This is a genomic window from Thermoflexus hugenholtzii JAD2 (assembly GCF_900187885.1).
Classification (GTDB): Bacteria; Chloroflexota; Anaerolineae; order Thermoflexales; family Thermoflexaceae; genus Thermoflexus; species Thermoflexus hugenholtzii.
Genome location: NZ_FYEK01000018.1, coordinates 1 through 23,827, shown reverse-complemented (window position 1 = coordinate 23,827; position 23,827 = coordinate 1). Strand labels below are relative to the sequence as shown.

The 23,827-nt window shown below is 68.2% G+C and carries 15 protein-coding genes and 1 CRISPR repeat array; of the genes, 5 read left to right on the top strand and 10 right to left on the bottom strand.

The genetic code is table 11. The features are described 5' to 3' along the window. Window positions 1-163: 163 nt before the first annotated feature. From CFB18_RS04275 to CFB18_RS04260, 4 genes are all read right to left on the bottom strand, one after another. Window positions 164-1,153, bottom strand: a complete 990-nt coding sequence (locus CFB18_RS04275) for a 2-hydroxyacid dehydrogenase (RefSeq protein WP_088570571.1) — start codon at window positions 1,151-1,153, stop codon at window positions 164-166. Window positions 1,154-1,233: 80 nt separating this feature from the next. Then, complete coding sequence (locus CFB18_RS04270; RefSeq protein ID WP_088570570.1) at window positions 1,234-1,449, bottom strand: hypothetical protein; 216 nt, start codon at window positions 1,447-1,449, stop codon at window positions 1,234-1,236. A gap of 111 nt (window positions 1,450-1,560) precedes the next feature. Then, window positions 1,561-2,598 (bottom strand): hypothetical protein, encoded by a 1,038-nt coding sequence (locus CFB18_RS04265; protein ID WP_088570569.1) that lies wholly within the window; start codon window positions 2,596-2,598, stop codon window positions 1,561-1,563. Between the two features lie 30 nt (window positions 2,599-2,628). Beyond that, a complete protein-coding gene (locus CFB18_RS04260; protein ID WP_088570568.1) occupies window positions 2,629-3,726 on the bottom strand; it encodes a M24 family metallopeptidase in 1,098 nt (365 codons plus the stop codon). Between the two features lie 445 nt (window positions 3,727-4,171). Here CFB18_RS04260 and polA point away from each other — a divergent pair, with 445 nt between their 5' ends. Next, on the top strand, window positions 4,172-7,000 hold the full coding sequence (gene polA / locus CFB18_RS04255; protein ID WP_088570567.1) for a DNA polymerase I: 2,829 nt from the start codon (window positions 4,172-4,174) through the stop codon (window positions 6,998-7,000). Between the two features lie 159 nt (window positions 7,001-7,159). Here the strand turns inward: polA and CFB18_RS04250 are convergent, their stop codons facing one another. The 5 genes from CFB18_RS04250 to CFB18_RS04230 form a co-directional block, all read right to left on the bottom strand. Then, entirely contained in the window at window positions 7,160-7,996 is an 837-nt protein-coding gene (locus CFB18_RS04250) for an ABC transporter permease subunit (RefSeq protein WP_088570566.1), read from the bottom strand. Window positions 7,997-8,020: 24 nt separating this feature from the next. Further along, window positions 8,021-8,764 (bottom strand): 16S rRNA (guanine(527)-N(7))-methyltransferase RsmG, encoded by a 744-nt coding sequence (gene rsmG, locus CFB18_RS04245; protein ID WP_088570636.1) that lies wholly within the window; start codon window positions 8,762-8,764, stop codon window positions 8,021-8,023. A 100-nt stretch (window positions 8,765-8,864) separates the two neighbouring features. After that, a complete protein-coding gene (gene selA, locus CFB18_RS04240) occupies window positions 8,865-10,253 on the bottom strand; it encodes an L-seryl-tRNA(Sec) selenium transferase (RefSeq protein ID WP_088570565.1) in 1,389 nt (462 codons plus the stop codon). Between the two features lie 345 nt (window positions 10,254-10,598). After that, the gene (locus tag CFB18_RS04235) at window positions 10,599-10,976 is read right to left on the bottom strand and encodes a hypothetical protein (protein ID WP_088570564.1); all 378 of its coding nucleotides are present in this window, start codon (window positions 10,974-10,976) and stop codon (window positions 10,599-10,601) included. A gap of 47 nt (window positions 10,977-11,023) precedes the next feature. Next, a complete protein-coding gene (locus tag CFB18_RS04230; RefSeq protein ID WP_088570563.1) occupies window positions 11,024-12,340 on the bottom strand; it encodes a pyrimidine-nucleoside phosphorylase in 1,317 nt (438 codons plus the stop codon). A 425-nt stretch (window positions 12,341-12,765) separates the two neighbouring features. Between CFB18_RS04230 and CFB18_RS04225 the strand changes: the two genes are divergently transcribed. Genes CFB18_RS04225 through CFB18_RS04215 form a run of 3 tightly spaced genes read left to right on the top strand, consistent with a single transcriptional unit; the run spans window position 12,766 to window position 17,692 of the window. Beyond that, a complete protein-coding gene (locus CFB18_RS04225) occupies window positions 12,766-14,208 on the top strand; it encodes an FAD-dependent thymidylate synthase (protein WP_159461570.1) in 1,443 nt (480 codons plus the stop codon). A 24-nt stretch (window positions 14,209-14,232) separates the two neighbouring features. Beyond that, window positions 14,233-15,609 carry a dipeptidase gene (locus tag CFB18_RS04220; protein ID WP_088570561.1) on the top strand — a complete coding sequence of 459 codons (1,377 nt, stop codon included), beginning with the start codon at window positions 14,233-14,235 and terminating at the stop codon, window positions 15,607-15,609. A gap of 43 nt (window positions 15,610-15,652) precedes the next feature. Then, entirely contained in the window at window positions 15,653-17,692 is a 2,040-nt protein-coding gene (locus CFB18_RS04215; protein ID WP_143597512.1) for a helicase-related protein, read from the top strand. A gap of 525 nt (window positions 17,693-18,217) precedes the next feature. Then, a CRISPR array of direct repeats spans window positions 18,218-19,817; the repeat unit is 37 nt; unit sequence GTCGCAATCCCCTGAAAACGGGTCTCAGCACTGCAAG. 364 nt (window positions 19,818-20,181) lie between these two features. On the opposite strand, the gene rfbB is transcribed toward CFB18_RS04215, so the two are convergent. Next, entirely contained in the window at window positions 20,182-21,222 is a 1,041-nt protein-coding gene (gene rfbB / locus CFB18_RS04205; protein ID WP_088570558.1) for a dTDP-glucose 4,6-dehydratase, read from the bottom strand. A 715-nt stretch (window positions 21,223-21,937) separates the two neighbouring features. Here rfbB and dnaA point away from each other — a divergent pair. Next, window positions 21,938-23,278 (top strand): chromosomal replication initiator protein DnaA, encoded by a 1,341-nt coding sequence (gene dnaA, locus CFB18_RS04200; RefSeq protein ID WP_088570557.1) that lies wholly within the window; start codon window positions 21,938-21,940, stop codon window positions 23,276-23,278. The last annotated feature ends 549 nt before the right edge of the window (window positions 23,279-23,827 follow it).

The window sequence follows — 23,827 nt, the reverse complement described above, 5'->3', positions numbered from 1 at the left end:
GCGGCCTCGCCCCAAAAACGGGGGAGCCCTGGCGGCGCCGCCAGAGCTCCCCCGCCCGGGAGACCATCGGATCCACCGTCCGCCCCTCGATCTTTCAGAAAGCCCAGGCCCGCGGGTGGACCCGGAGAGGATCCGGCCCCGGTCTCAACCGGGGGCGATGGGGTCAGCCCGCGGCCCGTTCGTAGACCTCGGGGTTCACACAGTAGGGGAGCCGCTCGCCCCGGAGGCCGGCCAGCACGTTCAGGGCCGCGATCTCCGCCATGCGGTTCCGCGTGGTCACCGTCGCGCTGCCGATGTGAGGAACCACCATGCAGTTCGGCAGCTGGAGGAGCGGATGATCCGCCGGGAGGGGCTCCGGATCCGTGACGTCGAGGGCGGCGGCGAAGATCCGCCCCTCCTTGAGGGCCTCGTAGAGGGCCTCCGTGTCCACGATGGGGCCCCGGGCGGCGTTCACCAAGACGGCGGTGGGCTTCATCTTGGCGAAGGCCTCCCGGTTGATCAGGCGATAGGTGCTCGGGTTGAGATCCGTGTGGATGGTGATGAAATCGCTCTCCCGGAGGAGGGTGTCCATATCCACGAAGACGGCCCCGAGCTCGGCTTCCGCGGCCTCGTTCCGGCGGACGTCGTGATACAGGATGCGCATGTTGAACCCTTTCGCCCGGCGGGCCACCGCCGTCCCGATCCGCCCCATGCCGATGATGCCGATGGTCGCTCCGTAGACGTCCTGGCCCAGCAGGAGCATGGGGCCCCAGGTGATCCAGCGGCCCTCCCGCACGTAATCGATGGCTTCTCGGATGCGCCGGGCGGCGGCCAGCAACAGCGCCCACGTGAGGTCCGCCGTGGCCTCGGTGAGGACCCCGGGGGTGTTCCCCACGGGGATGCCCCGGCGGGTGCACTCGGCCACATCGATGTTGTCGAAGCCGACGGCCATGTTGCTGACCACCTTCAGGCGCGGCGCGGCGTTCAGCAGCTCCGCGTCGACCTTCTCGGTCAACAGGCAGAGGAGGCCGTCGGCATCGGCCACTTCCTTCAACAGGATCTCGCGGGGGACGGGGAGATCGCTGTCCCAGACTTTGATCTCTGCATGCTCCCGCAGGACCTCGAAGGCCCGCTCCGGGATGCGTCGCGTGATGTAAACCTGGGGACGGGTCATCGGAGACCTCCGCTGGCCTGAGATTAGGATCTTGGGCTCGGGCGCGGCCCAGGCTGTCGTCGTCCGTCCTCGGCGGCCCCTTATCCAACGCCCCCGCTCTCCAGGGCGTCCACCGCCTGATCCACCAGCTCGACCAGCTCCTCCCACTCTTCCTCGGTCAGGTGGATGGAGACGTTGCCCAGCTCCAGATGGAAGAGGGACTGACCGTCGTCGCCGGTGCTGCGCCAGACGGCGAAATGCTCCGTCTCCGCCAGCGTTTCCATCGCGAACTCATCCCCCGGCTCGTCCATCACCATGGCAGGGCTCCTTTCTGGATCCATGGAGTCTGGATCCATTGAGGTTTCGGGTCTTCCTTCGAAGGGATCGCCGGCTCAGCCGGGATCCTGCCCGCCTGTCCGCCGCCGGGCTCAGGCGGTCTCTTCCTCCTCTTTACGCCACGCCGCCAGGTCCAGGGTAAGGCGGCTGAAGAAGCTGTTGGGCGGCAGCGCGCCGCTGCCATACTCCAGCTCCGCCACGCGGGCCTGAAGCCGGAGGCCCTGGGTTTCCAGCTCCACAATGGCCCCGGGGGAGGCCAGCACCAGGTCCCCCTTCTGCCGCAAGCGGGCCTGAAGGGCAGTGTCCCGATAGGCGTGCTCGCTGGCCAGCACCTTGGTCACGGTTTTGATGTCGTTCTTGTCGAAGAGCCAGACCTCGAAGGCGGTCACCTTGGCCGGGTCCCCCACGCCGATGGTCTCGGAGATCCCCACGCCGAACTCGCCCAGGAACTCCCCGTTGGGCAGCTCGATGGGGAAGGAGAGGTCGAAGTGATCATCCCCCAGCTTGTAGGTCACTTGCCGTTGCGCCAGGGGAGGCGCTCCGACGGCCGGATAGGCCTCGATGGGCACCGGCGGCTCGGGGGCAGCCGGGGTTCGCATCGGGCCAGCCGGAGCCGCCGCGGGGGCGGGCGTCAGGCGCCGCGGGACGGCTTGAGGAGCGCGACGGCGTAGGAGGAAGAAGGCGATCCCGATGAGGATCAGGCCGGCCAGCCCCGCCAGGCAGAAAGCCGGGATCCCGCCCTGGGTGGGCGTGGGAGGCGCAGGGGCCTGCTCCCACGCCGCGGCCAGCTGCTCCATCGTGGCGCGACGTGCGGGATCCGTCTCCTGGGCGGCCAGGCGCCGGATCTCCCGGGCGGCGTCCCGGGGGTTCCAGCGCTGGCCCAGCCAGCCCGTGCTCTCCTCCACCCGCAGAAAACCCGCCCGAGTGGCGTCCGCCAGCAGGCGCAGATAGTTCGCCCGGTAATCCGCCCGCAGATCTACAGGGGCGGCATCCGTCCACTCCACCGGGGCGATATACCAGCCATAGATCAGCCCGAGGGCCAGGCCGACCAGGAAGAGGGCTCCTCCGATGAGCAGCCTCTGACGGTAAGGTTGGAGCAGGATCCCAACGGCCTGCAGGATCGTTCCCACGGCGGACCTCCTTCCGGATCTTGGGGGTCGCTATCCGCGCACCGGGATCAGGGGGTCGCGGGAGGCATGCGTAAGGATCTCCCGGACCCCATCTTCGCCTACGACCACCATGTCTTCAATGCGCACGCCACCCCAGCCGCTCAGGTAGATCCCGGGCTCCACGGTGAGGACAGCGCCGGCGGGCACCGGGTCTTCCGCGATGGGCCCGGCCGAGGGCTTCTCGTGGATCTCCAGGCCCACCCCGTGGCCCAGGCCGTGGCCGAAGGCGTCCTTGTAGCCCGCCTCCTCGATGACGGCGCGCGCCAGCGCATCGATCTCCTTGCCCGGCATCCCGGCCCGCATATGGCGGATGGCGGCCTCCTGGGCGCGCAGGACGATGTCATAGATCTCCCGGAAGCGCCGGGGCATGCGGCCCAGGATGAAGGTGCGGGTGAGATCGGAGTGATAGCCGTCCACCCGCGCCCCCAGGTCCACCACGATGGGCTCACCGACCTTCAGGGGACGGTCCCCCGGGTGGTGGTGGGCCATGGCCGCGTTCGGCCCGGAGGCCACCAGGATGTCGAAGGCCACATCTTCCCCTCCGTGGGTGCGCAGGTATTGCTCCGCCAGCCAGGCGGCCTCGCGCTCCGTCATCCCCGGGCGCAAGCGGCGACGCAGATAGGCCATGGTGGCATCGGCGATGCGGGCGGCCTCCCGGATGCGGGCCAGCTCCTCCTCATCTTTCACCGCCCGCAAGCTCTCCACCCAGTCCCGGGTCGGAATCCACCTCACCTTCGGGACGGCCTTTTTCCAGCTTTTCCACTGATCCACCGTGACCCGGGCGCTCTCGAAGGCGATGCGTTGCGGCGAGCCGATCTTCTTCAGGAACTCCGGCAGGATCTCGGAGAAGCGGCGGCTCGGGAGCCGATACAAGGTGAAATCGGGGGCCTGGTGGGCCGCCTGCTCCCAGTAACGGAAATCCGTGAGGATCCAGGCGCCACGGGGCGTGATGCAGAGGACCGCGGCGGAGCCGGTGAACCCGGAGAGATAGCGGACGTTGGGGAGGTAGGTGACCAGGAAGGCCTCGACCTTCTTTTCCGCCATAAGGCGGCGCACGGCTTTCACCCGCTGTCGATGCACCGCAGCCATCCTGCACGCTCCGGGAGGGTTGAAGTTCCATCAGGGACCGGCGCATGGATCAGCCGGTTGGCTTCTTATAGTAAGCAATTCCTCGCTCCCAGGCAAACGCGAGCGACGGAGGAACGCGCCCCGGCACAAGCCGCCGTGGCCTCCCCTTCGGCCTTGGGAGGCCTCGCCTTGGGCGTCGAATGAATTCGACCTCAGGGGGCCTCCGGCCATCGGTCGGCCTGCGCCGACCGGAAAGGCGCCCTTTGCGTCGGCGAGGGCCGACGCCCGGCGCGCAACGCCTGGGGAGGCCAATTTCCAATCGGCGTGAAGGCCTTCGGCCCGCGGGCCCTCGGAGCGGCCCCCGCCGTGATTCCACGGCGAGATCTGAGATGCCGGGAACGAAGGGCCGCCCAGGGTTACAATAAGAAGCCGGCAGGGGCTTCGGATTGGATAGGGAGGACGTGGTATGGGATCCCTGGTGGTGCTGGTGGATGGACATTCTCTGGCTTACCGGGCGTATTACGCCCTGTTACGGCAGGGCTTGCAGACCCGCAAGGGGGAGCCGACCCATGCGGTCTACGGCTTCACTTCGATGCTCTTGAAGGTCTGGCGGGAGCACCGCCCGGACTACATGGCCGTGGCCTTCGATGTGGGGCGCACCTTCCGCCACGAGGCCTTCGCCGAATACAAGGCGACGCGGGCTGAGCGCCCCTCCGATTTCGACACCCAGCTGGCCCGCATCCGGCAGATCATCGAAGCCTTCGCCATCCCCATCCTGGCCGCGGAGGGCTACGAGGCGGACGATGTGATCGGCACCGCCGCCCGCCAGGCCCTCGAGCGGGGCATGGAGGTCCTCATCGTCACCGGCGACACGGACACCTTCCAGCTGATCCGCCCGGGCATCCGGGTGCTCACCTCTCGCCGCCACTTCGATGACATCGTGATCTACGACGTGCAGGCCATCCGGGAGCGCTACGGCCTGGAGCCCCATCAGCTGGTGGACCTCAAAGCCCTCACCGGCGACCCCAGCGACAACGTCCCCGGCGTGCGCGGGATCGGGGAGCGCACGGCCACCGAGCTGCTGAAGCGCTACGGCTCCCTGGAGAACGTCTACGCCCATCTGGACGAGATCCAGCCGGAGCGGGTGCGGCGGCTGCTGGAGGCCGGCCGGGAGCAGGCCTTCCTGAGCAAGGAGCTGGTCCGCATCCGCACCGACGCCCCGATCGCGGTGGACTGGGAGGCGTGCCGGGTCGGACGCTACAACCGGGAGGCGGTTCTGGCTCTCTTCCAGGAGCTGGAGTTCCGGAGCCTGATCCCCCGTCTCCCGAACGGCGCGACCCCTTCGGAGGAGAAGCCTCCGGAGGCCCCTCCGGGACCGGCCCGCCAGCCCACCCTTTTCCCGGAGCCCATCGGGCCCGCCGTGGTCCAGCCCTTAACGGTCCCTCCGCTGCGGACGGAGCACCTGCCCCGCCCGACGGAGGCCACGGTGGTGACCGATGAGGCCGGGCTGGCCGCGCTGCGGGAGGCCCTGGAGCGCGCGCCCCGCTTCGCCTTCGATGTGGAGACCGACGCCCTCTCCCCGATGCGGGCGGGCCTGGTGGGCCTCTCCTTCGCCGTGGAGGAAGGGCGGGGCTATTACGTCCCGGTCGGCCATCGGGACGGCACCCCCCAGCTGCCCCTCCGCCGGGTTCTGGAGGTCCTGGGGCCTGTCCTGAGCGACCCGGGGCGCCCCAAGGTGGCCCATCACGCCAAGTTCGACATGCTGATCCTGGCCCGCCACGGGGTGGAGGTGGAGGGGCTGGCCTTCGATACGATGGTCGCTGAATGGGTGCTGAACCCGGCCGCCTACGGCCTCAACCTGAAGCATCTGGCGTGGCTCCGGCTGGGCGTGGAGATGACCTCCATCGAGCAGTTGATCGGGAAAGGGAAGGGCCAGCGCTCCTTCGCCGACGTCCCGGTCTCCGCCGCCGCCCCTTACGCCGCGGCCGACGCCGATCTCACCCTGCGCATCGCCCGGGTTCAGGAGGAGGAGCTGCGGCGGCAGGGGCTGTGGAAGCTCTTCGCCGAGATCGAGATCCCCCTCATCCCCGTGCTGGTCCGGATGGAGCAGACCGGGATCCTGATCGACGTCCCCCTGCTGCAGCAGATGTCCGTCGAGTTTGAGAAACGGATCCAGACCCTGGCCCAGGAGATCTACCGCTGGGTGGGATATCCGTTCAACCTGGACTCCCCGCGCCAGCTTTCCGATGCCCTGTTCGGCAAGCTGCAGCTGCCCACCGCCGACGTGCCGCGGACCGGGACGGGGATGTATTCGACCTCCAGCGAGGTGCTGGAGAGCCTGCGGGGGGCGCATCCGGTGATCGAGCTCATCCTGGAATACCGGCAGCTGGCCAAGCTGAAGAGCACCTACGTGGACGCCCTGCCGCGGATGATCCATCCGGATACCGGCCGGATCCATCCCATTTATCACCAGACCGGGACGGTGACCGGGCGCATCTCGGCCAGCGATCCGAACATCCAGAACATCCCCATCCGCACCGAGCTGGGCAAACAGATCCGACGGGCCTTCATCGCCCCGCCGGGCTGCGTGCTCCTTTCCGCTGATTACTCGCAGATCGAGCTGCGCATCCTGGCCCACATCACCGGGGATCCCGGGCTGATCGCGGCCTTCCGGGCGGGAGAGGACATCCACCGGGCCACAGCGGCGAAGGCCTTCGGGATCCCGCTGGAGCAGGTGACGGAGGAGCAGCGCAACTTCGCCAAACGGATCAACTACGGGCTGATCTACGGGATGAGCGCCCATGGGCTGGCCCAGCAGCTGGGGGTCTCGCGGCGCGAGGCGGAGCGGTTCATCCAGCAGTATTTCACCGCCTTCCCCCGGGTGAAGGTCTACATCGAGACGATCAAGGAACGGGTCGCCCGACAGGGGTATGTGGAGACCCTCCTGGGACGCCGGCGCTACTTCCCGGAGCTGATGCCGGCGGCGCCCGGGCAGCCCCCACGCCGGCTCCCGGAGGCCGTGCGCCGGAAGGCGGAGCGGGAGGCCATCAACGCCCCCATCCAGGGCAGCGCTGCGGACATCATCAAGATCGCTATGATCCGGATCGACCAGGCCATCCGGGAGCAGGGCCTGCGGACCCGCATGATTATGCAGGTTCACGACGAGCTGGTGTTCGAGGTGCCCGAGGAGGAGGTCGAGATCGTCCGGGCGCTGGTGGACGAACGGATGCGGAACGCCTACCCCCTGCGCGTGCCGCTGGACGTGGAGACCCACATCGGGCCCCACTGGTCCTAAGGGGCCGGAAGATCCTCCGATTCGCTCCCAGGGCTTTCCGGTTTTTCCAGATGCAGAACGGATCAGGGGGCCGGGGGATCGGTTCCTGGTCGACGGGTTTCGGATGTGCGGGGCCGGTAGGGGCGACTGGCCGGTCGCCCCTACTCCCGGATCCCGGCCTCACAGGTCCCGGCGCTCGAACTGATAGACAGCCAGGGCGAGGAAGAAGACGATGTAGAGGACGGCGTAGAGGAGCATCCGGTCGCTGGGGATGGTGGCGGCGGTGAACGGATTGAAGCCGGCCAGGCGGGCGAGGGGGCTCTGGAGCTCATAGGCCGTGCGCCGCCAGATGGCCTCCGCCGGCATCAGCAACGAGGCCAGGATCCCCAGGTCCATCACGACCGGCTGCCCGATCAGGCTCCCCACCTGCTCCATCCATCCCCCGACGAACGCCACGCCATAGAGACCCAGCCCCAACGCCCCATTGGCCAGGCTCGACAGCCAGGTCCCTCCCCAGAACGAAAGGGAGAGGGGGACCAGGGCCTCGAGGGCGAGGAGGGCGAGCCCTCGGGCCCACCCCGATGGGATCCACCCCGTGATCAGGGCCGTCAAGCCCATGATCCCACCTCCCAGCCCCAGGGCGTAGAGGAGCAACCAGAGGGCATGCCCGAGGAACTTGCCCAGGAGGATCTGGGAGCGGGCCACCGGCCGCGCCGCCACCGCCTGGATCACCCCCGAGGCGATCTCCCCGGCGATGGCATCCGCCGTCCCGATGACCGCGGCCATGATGATCAGGAAGTTCGCCACATAGAGGGCTGCCAGCATCAGGAACCCCACCGCCTCCTCCCGAGCCCGGGGGTCTGGGGGGCCGAAGCGGGTGAGCTCCCGATGGACCAGGGCCATGCCGAGGCCGAAGAGGAGCAGGAAGGCGGCCCCCAGGCCGAAGGCCGCCAGCACCAGCCGGCGGCGCGACACCTCGCGCAGGGTTAACGCAGCGATCAGACGGATCGCCCCCATCGGCACGCCTCCTAACTTTTCCCCTCAACGAAGCGGACGTTTCTCCGGGATCCCCGGCCGCCGGGGGTAGCCGGCCGGCGTGGGCGCCGCTTTCTCGAAGACCAGCAACGTCCGCGGGGGAAGATGGGGCGGCCAGGCCACCTCCCGGCGCTCCCGAAGCCGACCGCCCAACCGCTCCAATGCCCCCCGGGCTGCCGCCAGCTCCTCCTCCACCTCCGCCCCCTTCATCGCCACCGCCATCCCATTCACCCGAACCAGGGGGAGCAGATATTCCAGGAGAACGGGGAGAGCGGCCACGGCGCGGGCGATGGCGATGTCGTAGCGCTCGCGGTGCGCCGGATCCTGTCCCACCTCCTCGGCCCGGCGCGCCAGCACCGTCACGCCGTCCAGCCCGAGCTCCTGCGCCACCGCCTCGAGGAAGCGAGCCTTTTTCCCCACGGACTCGATCAGGGTGACCTCGAGGGCCGGCCAGGCCAGCTTCAGCGCCAGGCCGGGGAACCCGGCGCCGCTCCCTATGTCGGCCAGCCGGCGCGCCGGCCACTGCGCGGGCGCGGGCGGCCATCCGGGCTCCCGCAGGACCATCAGGGCGGTCAGCGAGTCGATGAAATGGCGGGCGGCCATGGCCTCCGGATCCACGAGGGTGGTGAGGTTGATCCGCTCGTTCCACTCCCGCACCATGCGGGCGTAGCGCGCCATGGCCTCCAGGGCCGACTCCGGCAGGGTCCACCCCAGCCCGCTCAGGCCCTCCTCCAGCACGCGCCGGAACATCCCCTCGAAGTCCTCATGCTTCATGAGCATTGAAGCCGATGGGTGAGGATGAAAGCCACGCCTTTCAACCAAGGAAACATTTGAGCGATCGCCGGAACGCTCATGATTCCCCCTGCGCTCCGACTCGCGACCACGCCAGGCGGATCCCCCGCAGGAGCGCGTCCTCCTGATCCGGGCGCACGGTGCGCAGATCCAGCCACACCGCGTCCTCCTGAACCCGGGCGATGATGGGCGGATCCGCTCGACGTAACGCGGCCACCAGCGCCTCGGGGTCCGGCGGCCGCAGGACCAGGGCGGCGCTGGGCAGAGTTTCGCCGGGGAGGCTGCCCCCGCCGATGGTGGAACGGGTCGGGCGGACCTCCGCGGGGATCCCTTCGGCCCGGAGCCGGGCGGCGCAGGCCTGGGCTCGTCCCTCCAGCTCCTCCAGGGGCGTGGCGATCATCCGCCAGACCGGGATCTCCCGGGTGGCTTCCCCTTTGAGGTAATGGATGAGGGTGGCGCTCAGGGCGGCCAGCGTGAGCTTGTCCGGGCGCAGGGCGCGCATCAGCGGATGCCGCCGCATACGGGCCAGAAGCTCCCGCTTTCCCACCAAGATCCCGGCCTGAGGGCCTCCCAGCAGCTTGTCGCCGCTGAAGCAAACCACCGCCGCGCCTGCCGCGACGCTCTCCTGCACCATCGGCTCGTGGGCCAGGCCGAAGGCCGCCGTGTCCAGCAGCGCCCCGCTCCCCAAATCGTCCATCACCGGGACGTCGTAACGGGCCCCGAGGGCCACCAGCTCAGCCAGGGGCACCTCGGAGACGAAGCCGATCATGCGGAAGTTGCTATGGTGGGCATGGAGAATGAGGGCGATGTCCTCCCCCCGGGCGAGGGGCTCTTCATAATCGCGGAGGTGGGTCCGGTTGGTGGTGCCGACCTCGATCAGGCGCGCGCCGCTCTGGGCCATCACCTCAGGGATGCGGAAGCCGCCGCCGATCTCGATGAGCTGGCCCCGGGAGATCAGGACCCCGCGCCCCCGGGCCATGACGGTGAGGGCGAGCAGCACCGCCGCCGCGTTGTTGTTGACCACCAGGGCGGCTTCGGCCCCGGTGAGCCGACGCAGGAGCTCCTCCACCGCGGCCTGACGCTCCCCCCGCTCCCCTTTCTCCAGATCGAACTCCAGGTCGCTGTAGGCCGCGGCGGCCCGAATGGCCTCCAGGGCGGCCTCGGAGAGGGGCGCGCGGCCCAGGTTGGTGTGCAAGATCACCCCGGTGGCGTTGATCACCGGGCGCGGGCGGGGGGTGTGCCAGCAGGCCAGAAGGGCGGCGGCCCGCTCCAGAACGGCCCGCTCGGACGGCGGGGGGTCGCCCGGCCGGAGCTTCGCGCGGAACTCCGTCAGGGCCTCCCGCAGGGCGTCGGCGACGACATCACGGCCAAAGGCCGCCACGAGGGGCGCCGCGCCCTCCGCCCGCAGCAGCCGATCCACGCTGGGCAGCTCCCGACGGGGATCCATCCCCACCGTTCCTCCGGTTACAGGTCCGATCCGCTATTCCCCACAGCCGCCCCCTTGCTCAGCAGGGTGGGAGCGGCCTTAGCTGGGAACATTCTTGAAAGCCCCTCCTGCCACGAGATCGGCGGCTCCCACGGAAAAACTAACGCTGCAGGAGCGACTTCGGCCGCGACCCTGCTATCTCGAAAACAGAGGTTCGGGGCTAAAGCCCCTCCTATAGGAAACAAAGGCGTTGGAAATCGGCCTCCCAAAGCGCCTCGCGCCCAAGCGTCGGCCTCCGCCCACGCCAAGAATCCCTTTCCGGTCGGCCTATGCTGACCGTCGGCCGAAGGCCTCACCAGGCCGGATTCATTCGATGTGCCCCGCGTCCGGCTCGGTGGCCCACCACAAGAGCTCGGCGCCGAGCAGCAAGGTCGCGAACAGGGCGAGCCATTCCGGCCGTAGGGCCCGCTGGAGCCACAACAGCGTCAGGGCTGCGATTCCGAGGCCTCCCCACGCACTGCGCCGCCAGATCCGCTCCCATCGTGGCGGTGCCCCCTCCTCCCCTCGCCGGTGAAGGAGCGCCATCGGAAACCAGAGCAGCCCCCAGGCCATCAGACCCATCCCCGCCACCATCAGCAGGCGCGCGAGCGCCAGATCCGGATACAGGCGCCAGAGGGTGAACAGGGCCATCAACCCGCCCGCACCGATCAACCCGAACGCGGCCCCTGCGTGGGAACGCCACATCCTCCCCCCCATCGGAAATCCGGGAGCCCTCCGGCCGAAGCCATCCGCTATCCGATCCCCGCAGGGATCGTCTCATAAACGTGAGGCAGCGGCGGGACAGGGGCCTCTTGGATGCGCACCGCCCGGGAGAGCCAGGCCTGCGCCTCCGCGAGCCGCTCCTCTGCGTTGGCGTGCACCGTGAACAGGGGCTCACCCCGCCGCACCGGATCGCCCACCTTGCGATGGACCAGGATCCCCACCGCGGGGTCGATGGGCTCCCCCTTCTTCGTCCGTCCGGCCCCCAGGGCCACCGCGGCCATGCCGACTTCGTATGCCCGCATCTCGACGATGTATCCATCGGCGGGCGCCGGGATCTCCCGGATCAGGCGGGCCCGGGGGAGGCGCTCCGGCTCCTCGATCTGCTCCACTTCCCCGCCCTGGGCGGCCACCAGGGCCCGGAACTTCTCCCAGGCCGCTCCGGAGGACAGCGTCTCCTCCGCCAGCCGACGGCCCTCCGCCACGCTCCCCGCCCGGCCGCCCAGATACAGCATGTAGGCAGCGATGGTCAGGCAGTGCTCCCGGAAATCCCGCGGCCCATCGCTCCGCAGCGTGGCGATGGCCTCCTTCACCTCCAGGGCGTTGCCGACCGCCTCGCCCAGGGGCTGGTTCATATCCGAGATCACCGCCACCACCCGCCGGCCCAGCGCGGATCCGATGTCGACCATCCGCTGGGCCAGGGCCCGCGCGTCCTCCAGGGTCTTCATAAAGGCGCCGTTGCCGACCTTGACGTCCAGCACGATGGCGTCGGCCCCGGCGGCGATCTTCTTGCTCATGATCGAAGCAGCGATCAGCGGGATGCTGGGGACGGTCCCGGTGACGTCCCGCAGGGCATAGAACTTCCCATCCGCCGGCGCCAAATCGGCCGACTGGCCGCAGAGGACGGCGCCGACCCGCCGGAGCTGCTCCCGGAACTCCTCCACGGTGAGCTCCACCCGGAAGCCCCGGATGGACTCCAGCTTGTCGATGGTCCCGCCGGTGAAGGAGAGGCCCCGGCCGCTCATCTTGCCCACGGGCAGGCCGGCGGCGGCCACCAGGGGCACCACCACCAGGCTGACCTTGTCGCCCACCCCGCCCGTGGAGTGCTTGTCCACCACCACCGGGGCGATATCGTGGAGATCCAGCACCCGCCCGGAGTAGGCCATGGCCAGGGTGAGATCCGCCGTCTCCCGGGGCGTCATCCCGCGGAAGTAAACGGCCATCAGGAAAGCGGCGGCCTGGTAGTCCGGGATCTCCCCTCGTGTGAAGCCCTCGACGAAGAACCGGATCTCCTCCGGACTCAGCTCGTCGCCGTCGCGCTTTTTCTCGATGATCTCCACCGCGCGCATGGGGCCACCTCGTCGGGTTGAGGATCGCGCGGCCCGGTGGCCCGGGCCGCGCGGAATGGGTTCCCTCCTCAATCATAACCGATGTGGCTCCCTCTCTGTGGAAAACCGCGAGACGTGCAGGGAGGAGGGAGGCCGTCCACGAATTAGGGCACGAATGCACGAATGTGTTCGTCCGCCTTGCAGGCCGGCCACCGGCTAAGGCTTCTGCGCCGATTGAAATCGGCCTTCTAAGGCGCTCTCGCGCCAGGCGTCGGCCTCCGCCGACGCAAAGAATGCCTTTCCGGTCGGCGCAGGCCGACCATCGGCCGTAGGTCCCACAGGTCGAATTCATTCGACGCATCAAGAAAGCCTCCCAGCGAAGCCCCCATGGCGCGGCCTTGTGATAGCATGGCAGAGCGATGCCTGACCCGGAAAGGAGGAGCGGCATGCGGGAGCGACGGATCTACCTGCTAGATCCGCGCAGATACCGGCCGGAGGTCATCGCGGTGGCCTTCGCCAAGACCAGCCGCAGCCCCGAGGCCTTTGACATGATTGCGGAAGGCCTGAGCGATGAATCCGCCGCCCAGTTCCACGAGAAATGGGTCGTGGGCTACGGCCACGCCTCGGTGGCCGAGCACGCCGTCCTCCACATCGCCTTCGAGAACATCTCCCGCCTGGCCGCCGAAGCCATCGAAGGGGTGCGGCTGGCCTCCTTTACGGAGAAATCCACCCGCTTCCAGATCCTCGACCGGGAGGCTTTCTACCTGCCGCCGGAGATCGCCGCTTCCCCCTTCCGGGAGGCTTACGCCGAGACGATGACGCGGCTGTTCGAGACCTACCACGCCGCCCTGGAGCCCGTCCGTCGGGTGATGGAGGGCTGGTTCCCCCGCCGCCCGGAGGAGAGCGAGGGAGCCTACCGCACCCGGCTGCGGATCCGGGCCATGGACGCCTGCCGCTATCTGCTGCCCACCGCCACCCTGACCAACGTGGGGATGACGGTGAACGCCCGCGCCCTGGAGCACGGCCTCCGTAAATGGCTCTCCCACCCCCTCGCGGAGGTCCGGGAGATCGCCGCAGCGGTGAAGGCCGCCGCCCTCCAGGAGGTCCCCACCCTCCTTAAATACGCCGAGCCCAACGCCTATCTCCAGACCAGCGCGGAGCGCCTGCGGCGATGGGCCTGCGTCCTCCCCGAAGACCCCGAACCCCGGGATGGGGTCCGACTGATCGCCTGGGACCCGGAGGCGGAGGTCCGGTTCATCGCCGCCTGCCTCTACCGGTTCCGGGCCGTGAGCTACGAAGGAGCCCTCCGGCAGGTCCGGGCGATGCGCCCGGAGGAACGGCGGGAGGTTCTGGAGGCCGCCCTGGGCGGCCGCAGCCCCTTCGACCCGCCCGTCCGGGAGCTGGAGCACATCGTCTACACCTTCGATTGCCTGATGGACGAGGGCGCCTATTATGATCTCAAGCGGCACCGGATGATGACCCAGACGCCCCAGGCCCTGACCGCCGCCTACGGCTACGCGGTCCCCCGGGCGATCGAGGAAGCCGGCCTGGGGGCCGCCTATCGGGCGGCCGTGGAGGCGGCCATGGCGCTGTGGGAGCGTATGCACCCGGCCATCGGGGAGGCGGCGGCCTATGTGTTGCCCAACGCTGTCTACCGACGGGTGCTGATGACCATGAATTTGCGGGAGGCCTATCACCTGTGCCGCCTGCGGGGCGGCCCCAACGGCCACTTCGCCTATCGCTACATCGCCATGCGGATCTACGAGGCCATCCGCACCGTGCACCCGACCCTGGCGGCCTACATGGGCTGCGAGGCGTATCCTTCCTCTGAGGAGATCGCCGCCCGGTTCGGTGGGGTCGCTCATCCTGAGGCGACTCCGGTGACCTAAGATCTTCCGCGCAGGAGGCCATCGATGACGGAGCCACGACAGCAGGCCCTGGAATACGTCCGGCGGAACCGGGATCGGTTCCTGGAGGAGCTGAAGGACTTCCTCCGCATCCCCTCGGTGTCCACCGACCCGGCCCATCGCGCTGACGTGGAGCGGGCCGCGGCCTGGGTCGCCGAGCGGCTGCGGGCCGCCGGCGCCCCGCATGTGGAGATCATGCCCACCGACGGCCATCCCGTGGTCTACGGGGAGGCCCCGGCGGCGCGGGCCGACGCCCCCACCGTGCTGGTCTACGGCCACTATGACGTGCAGCCGCCGGATCCGCTGGAGGAATGGGAGAGCGGGCCCTTCGAGCCCACGGTGCGGGGGGAGAACCTCTACGCCCGCGGGGCGTCGGACATGAAGGGCCAGGTGATGGCGACCATCGCCGCCTTCGAGGCCGTCGCCCGCAGCGGCCCCCTCCCCGTCCACGTGAAGTTCCTGATCGAGGGGGAAGAGGAGATCGGCTCCCCCAGCCTCCCCGCCTTCCTGGCCGCCCACGCGGACCGGCTCCGGGCCTCCATCTCCCTCAACCCGGACGCCGGGATGATCGCCCCGGACCTGCCGACCATCACCTACGGGCTGCGGGGCCTGGCCTACTTCGAGCTGCGGATCTACGGGCCGGCCCACGACCTGCACTCCGGCCTCTACGGCGGCGTGGTCCACAACCCGGCCCAGGTCCTCTGCGAGCTGATCGCCGGCATGCATGATGCCGAAGGCCGGGTCACCCTCCCCGGGTTCTACGACCGGGTCCGCCCCCTGAGCGAGGAGGAGCGGGCGGAGCTGGCCCGCCTGCCCATGGGCGAGGACTTCTATCTTCGCAACACCGGCGCGCCCGCCCTGTGGGGAGAGGCCGGCTACACGCCGGTGGAGCGGGCCACCGCTCGGCCGACCCTGGAGGTCAACGGGCTGCTGGCCGGCTTCACCGGCCCCGGCGCCAAAACCGTGCTGCCCGCTTCCGCCATGGCCAAGATCTCGATGCGATTGGTGCCGGACCAGGATCCCGACGAGGTCTATGAGCAGCTGCGGCGCTACCTGGAGGAGCGGGCGCCCCGGACCGTGCGCTGGGAGCTGATCCGGATGGCGGGGGTGCGGGCTTCCCTCACCGACCGCCGGCATCCGGCCGTGCAGGCCCTCTCCCAGGCCCTGGAGATGGTCTGGGGTCGGCGACCGGTCTTCAAGCGGGAAGGCGGCACCATCCCCATCGTCACGCAGCTCCAGGAGCTCCTGGGTGTGGAGTCGGTGCTGACGGGCTTCGGCCTGCCCGACGACCGCTTCCACGCCCCCAACGAGAAGCTCCACCTGCCCACCTGGGCCCGCGGCATCGAAGCCCTGACCCTGTTCTTCTACAACTATGGGGGATAGCATCCCTCCGCCCCTCGATCGGATCCCCCGGGGATCCCGCGTCATGGTCTTGGTGAAGGGGCCGCCGGGATCGGGCAAATCCACGGTGGTCCCCTTCCTGCTGGCGGCGTGGGCCGACCAGCCGGCGATGGTGGCGGTCCCCACCCGGGCCGCCGCCATCTCCCTGGCCTGGTATGTGAACCACCGCACCCGCGATGGGGTCTACGAGCTGCCGCCGGACCTCCACCCGGATGTCTACGAGCTGGCGGGAGGGCCTCGGCTGATCCTGCGGGGCCGGGTGGGCTACACCGTGCGGGGCAGCCATACCCTCCCCTACGGCATGCTCGACGTGCATGTGGCCTACGTCACCACCGGCATCCTCATCCAATACATCCTGAGCCAGGGCCTCTCGGAGATCTTCCCCATCGTGGATGAGGTCCACCTCCGCCAGATGGAGGGGGACCTGGCCTTCGCCCTCATCGTGAAGGAAGGCCGCCCCTTCGCTGTGATGTCGGCCACCATGGAGCGGGTGGAGGAGCGCCTCGCCCGCATCGCCCGGCGGTTCGGCTACGAGATCGTGGAGATCGAGCTCCCGGCCCCCCAGTATCCCATCCGCCTGATCGAGTGGCCGGTGCGCTTCTCCACCCGGGTCGATCAGCCGGCCCGGGTGGTCCTCCAGGCCCTCCGCCGCTACCGCCAGCTCAAGTTCCAGGGGACCCAGGTGGAGGTCGGGGCGGATGAGATCCGCATCGCCCATCTGGGGATCCCCCTCCACGCCCTGATCTTCATGCCCGGCGTGCGGGAGATCGAGGCCACCGTGGAGGCGCTGCGGGCCCAGTTCCGCAATGAGGTGATCCCCCTCTACGGGGCCATGGCCGTGAGCGAGCAGGAGGCCGTGGTCGAGAAGGCGGCCGACCGCAGCGCCACCCGCATCTTCGTCAGCACCGAGCTGGCCGGGGTGTCGCTGACGATGAACGCCGGCCTGGTGCTGGACCTGGGGCTGGTGCGCCGGAGCGAGGCGGACACCCGGGGGTTCGTCCGGCTGCCGGTGGTGCCCATCTCCCAGGCGGAGGCCGCCCAGCGGGCAGGCCGGGCGGGCCGGACCGCGCCGGGGATCTGCATCCGGTGCTTCCGGATGGCGGAGCTGCGGGAGGCCGCCCGGCCTCCGGAGACCCAGCGGACCTCCCCGGAGCGCATCGTGCTGGTGGGGGCGGCCCTGGGGCTCTCGGTGCGGGAGCTGCCGCTGCCGGACCCGCCCGCTCGGGAGGCAGTAGAGGAGGCGGTCCGGCTGTTGCGGCGGCTGGAGGCCCTGGACCCCCGGGGGCGGATCACGCCGCGGGGCTATCAGATCCTGGAGCTGGGTCTTCCCGCTCGACTCGCCATCCCGCTGCTCGTGGCCCGGGCCGCCGGCGAGGCGGAGGAGATCCTCGACGGCCTGATCGCCGCGGTCTCCCTGCTGGCGGTGGGGCGGCCGTGGCGGCTGCCGGGATACGGCCCGCCGCCGAACCGAGAGGGGGACCTCAACGCCGCCCTGGGCGCCCTGATCCGCTACATGCATCGCTACACCCAGGACCCCTCGGCGGCGGCGGAGGAGGCCCGGGCCCAGGGGTTCGCCGACCGGGTGCTGGACGAGGCGGCCCACATCTATTTGCCGGACCTGCGATCCCGGCTGCGCCTGCTGTTCGCCGAGGAGGATGGGGGATGGGATCGCGCCATCCCGGAGCACATCGACGAGCGGCGGCTGGCCGGGTATCTGGCGGCGGGCTTCCCCGACATGGTGGGGCTGGTGGACTGGAAACGGCGGACCCTGGAGACGCCGGATGTGATCTGCTGGATCGGGCGGGATTCGGGGTTCTGGCGGGCCTATGAGGCGGAGCGGCCGCCTCTGGCCATCGCCCTCTCCGGCACCTTCTCGGCGGAGGGGGCGCGCATCGCCACGGCGATGATCCCGGTGGACCCGGAGGATCTCATCCGGCTGGGGGTGGCGCGGGTGAAGGAGCGGCGGACGGTGCGGGCGCGCGGCCGGACGCGGGAGGAGGCGCTCCTGATCTGGCGGGGCGTGGAGCGGACCATGGCCGTGCGCCTGATCATGGAAGCGGAGTGAGATCCGGCGGACGGGCGGGAGGAAGGAACGTCGAGCGACAAAGGGCGCATGGGAGCGTGATCGGCGTCATCGCCCCCTCTGTCGCTCCCCATGGCGCCGGAGGCAAGCCTCGGCTCCTCGAGAGGAAGGCCGAGCGGAAGGCGCGGAGGCAGGGGATCAGCGTTCCGAGCGGACGGGCTTGCGGGTTCCACAGGGGACAGAGCGCATCTGGAGGATCTGCTGGCACCCGACGGCGCAAGGCCTCGTGGTCCTTGCGGCGTCGGCGGAATTCCTTTAGCCGTTCCATCTGCTCCCGCAGCTCGTGAAGGTCCTCGGGATCGAAGAAGTCTTCCACATCTCCTCACCTCCCGGCTGGCCCTCCGGATTCGACGGCGATGAAAGGCGACGAAAACCGCAGGGGCGCATTAGTGCTGTGCCCCATCCCCCCTTCGCTTGAGGAAATCCCCCCTCACCATCCCCCGAAACAGATCTCAGCACTGCAAGGATCACAAAGCGGGAGCACAACCATCTGGTCCTCATGATCGCGTCGCAATCCCCTGAAAACGGGTCTCAGCACTGCAAGTTATCTCCTGGGGCATGGCCCTGGGCCGGCCCGAGGCGTCGCAATCCCCTGAAAACGGGTCTCAGCACTGCAAGACGCGGACAAGCTCGAGAGGTGGGCCCTAAATATTTTGTGCAAGTCGCAATCCCCTGAAAACGGGTCTCAGCACTGCAAGTCTGGATGGCCTCCTCGGGCTCGGGGCGCCCTGGATCCCGTCGCAATCCCCTGAAAACGGGTCTCAGCACTGCAAGCATAATTGCCCTCCGGCATCTCGAGCTCCACGGAATTGGACGGGTGTCGCAATCCCCTGAAAACGGGTCTCAGCACTGCAAGCCAGGCCTCTTGGCGGCGGCCTGGGAAGCGACTGAATAGGTCGCAATCCCCTGAAAACGGGTCTCAGCACTGCAAGGGTCCGGGAGTCCCTCCCGGGCTGGGATGACGTTGAGAAGGCGTCGCAATCCCCTGAAAACGGGTCTCAGCACTGCAAGCTGGCCCTGGCTTTTCTAAGGGAGGAATCGAGCAAATCAAGTCGCAATCCCCTGAAAACGGGTCTCAGCACTGCAAGTCGCCTACATGAAATCTGGATTGACCCCTCCGGCCCTCGCGCGTCGCAATCCCCTGAAAACGGGTCTCAGCACTGCAAGTCAACAGGGAAGATGGTGAGATCTACGTCGTCCCAGAACACGTCGCAATCCCCTGAAAACGGGTCTCAGCACTGCAAGCCGCTCTTATGGCGGCCCTATCGAAGGAGGAGGGAAAGAAAGCGTCGCAATCCCCTGAAAACGGGTCTCAGCACTGCAAGGTTAGCCCTATTGTTTGCGACCAACGAGGAGGCCATCGATCTTGTCGCAATCCCCTGAAAACGGGTCTCAGCACTGCAAGTGGGTAGTTTAGAAGAAGTCTTCATAAAGAAGGAGGAGCGGGCGTCGCAATCCCCTGAAAACGGGTCTCAGCACTGCAAGCAGGCCCATCGGGACAACCATTTGGCCTGGCCGCAAATTGAGTCGCAATCCCCTGAAAACGGGTCTCAGCACTGCAAGGCGATCCTACAACGTGGCCACCCGTTACGGGATCGTTAACGGTCGCAATCCCCTGAAAACGGGTCTCAGCACTGCAAGGGGAAGAGCCTGAACCGAAGCCCGAGCCGGAGCGTTGTCCCGTCGCAATCCCCTGAAAACGGGTCTCAGCACTGCAAGCGCTGAGGAAGAGAAGTGACACTCGAAAAGGAGGTGGTAAGTCGCAATCCCCTGAAAACGGGTCTCAGCACTGCAAGTCTGGGTCTTTCTGTCGTAGGAGAGTTGCTGGTTCGCAACCGTCGCAATCCCCTGAAAACGGGTCTCAGCACTGCAAGGGTTATTCTCCCCGGATGGGTGAGGGTTATCCTCGAGAACAGGTCGCAATCCCCTGAAAACGGGTCTCAGCACTGCAAGTGGGAGAGGAATCGGACCAGGTAGTCCGCAAGCTCCAACGGGTCGCAATCCCCTGAAAACGGGTCTCAGCACTGCAAGTCGGATGCGATTGGTCCGACGCCAGCAAAGGAATGTCAGGTCGCAATCCCCTGAAAACGGGTCTCAGCACTGCAAGGGCGGAGGAAGGTTTTTCTTTTCTTTCCCTCTCTGCCACCCCCTCGCCTCTTCCTTCCCCCCATCTTCCACCCGACTTCGGTTTCCATGATAGCCTCTTCCTGTGGATCTGTCAAGCTTCTTTTCCTACCGTTCTAACCAGCCGCGAATCCCCCCGGGTTTTCGCCCCGATCCGGGATTCGCGGAAAAGGCGCCCTCCATCGCCTCCCGGACCCCCCACATCTGGACATGCACAACCCGATGAACGCCAGATCTGGCGGGTCCTTTCGGTTGGTTGGATCGAATTTCCGCGAATCCCCCCGGTTTTCGCCCCTCTCCGCCGATTCGCGGAATAATGAGAGTATCCCCACCTCTGGCGACACCGGTCACCCGGAGAAGGCGGGCCGGCTTCGGGCCAGGCGTTCCGCATACTGGCGCCGGTAGTATTCCCGATACTCCCCCGATTTGATCTTCCGCCACCACCACTCGTTCTCCACATACCAGCGCACCGTCTTCTCCAGCGCCTCGTCCAAAGTGTGCCGGCTCCGCCACCCCAACGCCACGATCTTCGAGATATCCAGCGCATACCGCCGGTCGTGCCCCGGCCGGTCCGGCACCAGGCGGATCAGCGAATACGGCTTCCCCAAAAGATCCAGGATCCGCTTCGCCACCTCGAGGTTCGGCGTGGAGATCCCCGTCCCCAGGTTGTAGACCTCCCCCGGCTGCCCCCTCCGCAGCACCAGATCGATCCCCTCGCAGTGATCCAGCACGTATTGATAGTCCCGCATCTGCTGGCCATCCCCATAAACCGGCAGCGGCTCGTCGTCGATGGCGTTGGTGATGCACAGGGGGACGAACTTCTCCGGATACTGATAGGGGCCGATGTTGTTGGAGCCCCGGGTGATGGTCACCGGGACCCCGAAGCTGGTGAAATAGGCCAGGCAGAGGAGATCCGCCCCCGCCTTGCTGGCCGAGTAAGGGCTGCGCGGCATCAGGGGATCCCGCTCCGTGGAGGCGCCCTCCAGCACCTCACCGTAGACCTCGTCGGTAGAGACCTGATGGTAGCGCAAGCCGAAGGCCCGCGCCGCCTCCAGCAGCACGTAGGTCCCGAAGACGTCCGTCTGCACGAAGCTCCCCGGCTCCATCAGGGAGCGATCCACGTGGGACTCGGCGGCGAAGTTGACGATGGCCTCGATGCGATGGGCGCGGATGGCCTCGCGGACCGCCCGGGCGTCGCAGATGTCCCCGCGGATGAAGGCGTAGCGCCCCTGGAATCTCTCCGCCACGTCCTTCAGGTTGTCCAGGTTCCCCGCGTAGGTCAGCTTGTCATACACCAGCACATACGCGTCCGGATACGTCTCCAGGGTCCAGCGCACGAAGTTGGACCCGATGAAGCCGGCGCCGCCGGTGACCATCAACCGTCGCACATCCGCCTCCTGCCTGCGAAGGATCCGCGCCGGAGGCGCGCCTCCGGCCTTCCGGATTATAGCCGGGCTTCAGGTCCTGGGGGAGCGGGATCGAGACGACGCCGGATCCCCTCGCCCCGTATGCCTGTTCCAGACGAGAAGTTCGGGGCTGAAGCCCCTCCCACGAAGACCGATGAGGGCGGAGGCGGCGTTCCCCGCGACCCCTCGCCTCATCGAAGCCGGAGGCTCGAGGCAGAAGCCCCTCCCTCAGGAGATCCGTGACCATCGCCACAGCTGCCGCCATGCGCGCCGGCGCCCCTCCTTCCCGCAGGCCCACGCCCGGCGCCACCCGGATCGGAGATCAGCGGCGGTCCGCCTTCCCCAAGCCCCGCCGCCGGATCCGCTGTGGAAAACTCTGTGGATAACTCTGGCAAAACGGGGAACCCTCTGGGGAAAACCGGCTGCGATCGCCGGAGAGGGGGCGCGCAGGCTGTGGAAAAGCCTGTGGGCAGCCGGGAGGTTAAACCGCTGGGGGAAGGATTGCCCACCCCAGGGACCCCGCGTAGAATCAGAAGGGCATCGCCCGGAGGAACGACACCCTCCGCTTTTCGGGAACATCCGAAACGTCCATCCGGAACATCCTCCACGGCCTTCGCGCCCGTGATGCGGATCCGGAAGGCTCCGGCGGCCTCCCCCGGCCGGCTCGTCCTCCGGCAGGGATGAGGAGGGAGAAGGGATGCTCGGGATCGAGAACCCAAACGAGGTCTGGCAGACGGTCCTGGAGTCGCTGCAACAACAGATCCCTCGCCCCACCTTTGAGACCTGGGTGAAGGGCACGCAGGTGGTTTCGGTGCGGGGGGACACCTTCGTCATCGGGGCCCGCAGCGCCTACGCCCGGGACTGGCTGGCCCATCGGCTGCGGACGGTGATCGCGCGGGCGCTGGCCGAGGCCCTGGGGCGCCCGGTGGCGGTGGACTTCGTGGTTTACGAGAACGGCCGAATCCAGGGCCCCGCCTCCAACCCGGGCGAGGAGGATGCTTCCCTCGCCTCCCTGTGGGCCCAGCGTTTGAACCCCCGCTACACCTTCGAGACTTTCGTGGTGGGCCCGAGCAACCGCCTGGCCCATGCGGCGGCCCTGGCGGTGGCCGAGCGCCCGGCCCAGACTTACAACCCTCTCTTCATTTACGGCGGGGTGGGGCTGGGCAAGACCCACCTGCTGCACGCCATCGGCCACGTCTGCCTGCGCAAGGGGCTGCGGGTGCTCTACGTCTCCTCCGAGGAGTTCACCAACGACCTGATCAACGCCATCCGGGCCCAGACCACCGACCAGTTCCGGGACAAGTATCGCTCCATCGACGTGCTGCTGATCGACGACATCCAGTTCATCGCCGGCAAGGAGAGCACGCAGGAGGAGTTCTTCCACACCTTCAACACGCTCCACAGCAACGGCAAGCAGCTGGTGATCTCCAGCGACCGCCCGCCCCGGGCCCTGGTGACCCTGGAGGAGCGGCTCCGCTCGCGGTTCGAGTGGGGGCTGATCGCCGACATCCAGCCGCCGGATTTGGAGACCCGCATCGCCATCCTGCGGGCGAAGGCTGAAGGGCTGGCCGTGCCGGTGCCGGACGATGTGATGGAGTTCATCGCCCGGCAGATCCAGAGCAACATCCGGGAGCTGGAGGGGGCGCTGAACCGGGTGGTGGCGTACGCGCAGTTGATGGGCTTGCCCCTGACCATGGAGGCGGCCACCCGGGCCCTGGCGGATCTGCTGCCCCGGCGCCGTTCCCTCTCCATCGATCAGATCATCGAGGTCGTGGCGGATTTCTACGGGGTTTCAGCGGAAGCCATTCGGGGGCCGCGGCGCAACAAGGAGCTGGTCTATCCCCGCCAGGTGGCGATGTATCTGGCCCGGGAGGAGACGGGGGCCTCGCTGCCGCAGATCGGCGAGGCCTTCGGGGGCCGCGATCACACCACAGTGCTCTACGGCATCGAGAAGGTGCAGAGCGAGCTGGAGCACAACGAGCGCCTGCGCCGGGAGATCATGGCCATCCGGGAACGGCTCTACCGAGAGGAGAAGTAGCCGCTCCCCCCGCGTCCCGGGCCGGCAAGCCGCCTTCCAAACCGGTGCCCTCCCCGCAGTCCACGGATAGAAGGGCTTTGCCCCCGGGATCTCCGCCTCCCCCTTATTACAGGATGGCTCAAAAGGGCGATACCCAGCGGGCCCCGCGGTAGCCTGTCTGGGCCCGCCGCCTTCAACCTTCCCCGCAGCAGCCGGAGATGTCGGTGCGGGATCCCGGCTCACGAGCCCAGCCCTCCCCCGCAGAAAGACACCCCCACTGCCCCTCCGGAGATCTGAGACGCTCCCAGCCCCCCGATCTCCAAAACCCGCCCCATAGCGGATCCGGAGCGCGTAGGCCCTCTCCACGTTCAGCTCATCCTCCGTTCCCTGAAACACCCGCACCCTTCGACGGATTTCGGGATACCCTCACACCCGTTCAATGAAAACCGGAAAATGGGAACGGGGTGGAGGAGGGCTGGTGGCTATCATCTTAATGAAGCAACTTGACACCCGGAGGATTCGCCCATGGCTACCCCCAGCCGCTTCGATTACGAGGGGATGCAGGCCATC

What these genes read in the sequence shown, in the direction of transcription:
- CFB18_RS04230 (WP_088570563.1), bottom strand. Translation starts at nt 12,340, where the DNA reads ATGCGCGCGGTGGAGATCATCGAGAAAAAGCGCGACGGCGACGAGCTG.
- CFB18_RS04235 (WP_088570564.1), bottom strand. Translation starts at nt 10,976, where the DNA reads ATGTGGCGTTCCCACGCAGGGGCCGCGTTCGGGTTGATCGGTGCGGGC.
- CFB18_RS04220 (WP_088570561.1), top strand. Translation starts at nt 14,233, where the DNA reads ATGACGGAGCCACGACAGCAGGCCCTGGAATACGTCCGGCGGAACCGG.
- CFB18_RS04275 (WP_088570571.1), bottom strand. Translation starts at nt 1,153, where the DNA reads ATGACCCGTCCCCAGGTTTACATCACGCGACGCATCCCGGAGCGGGCC.
- polA (WP_088570567.1), top strand. Translation starts at nt 4,172, where the DNA reads ATGGGATCCCTGGTGGTGCTGGTGGATGGACATTCTCTGGCTTACCGG.
- CFB18_RS04260 (WP_088570568.1), bottom strand. Translation starts at nt 3,726, where the DNA reads ATGGCTGCGGTGCATCGACAGCGGGTGAAAGCCGTGCGCCGCCTTATG.
- dnaA (WP_088570557.1), top strand. Translation starts at nt 21,938, where the DNA reads ATGCTCGGGATCGAGAACCCAAACGAGGTCTGGCAGACGGTCCTGGAG.
- rsmG (WP_088570636.1), bottom strand. Translation starts at nt 8,764, where the DNA reads ATGTTCCGGCGCGTGCTGGAGGAGGGCCTGAGCGGGCTGGGGTGGACC.
- CFB18_RS04225 (WP_159461570.1), top strand. Translation starts at nt 12,766, where the DNA reads ATGCGGGAGCGACGGATCTACCTGCTAGATCCGCGCAGATACCGGCCG.
- CFB18_RS04270 (WP_088570570.1), bottom strand. Translation starts at nt 1,449, where the DNA reads ATGGTGATGGACGAGCCGGGGGATGAGTTCGCGATGGAAACGCTGGCG.
- CFB18_RS04215 (WP_143597512.1), top strand. Translation starts at nt 15,653, where the DNA reads ATGGTCTTGGTGAAGGGGCCGCCGGGATCGGGCAAATCCACGGTGGTC.
- selA (WP_088570565.1), bottom strand. Translation starts at nt 10,253, where the DNA reads ATGGATCCCCGTCGGGAGCTGCCCAGCGTGGATCGGCTGCTGCGGGCG.
- CFB18_RS04250 (WP_088570566.1), bottom strand. Translation starts at nt 7,996, where the DNA reads ATGGGGGCGATCCGTCTGATCGCTGCGTTAACCCTGCGCGAGGTGTCG.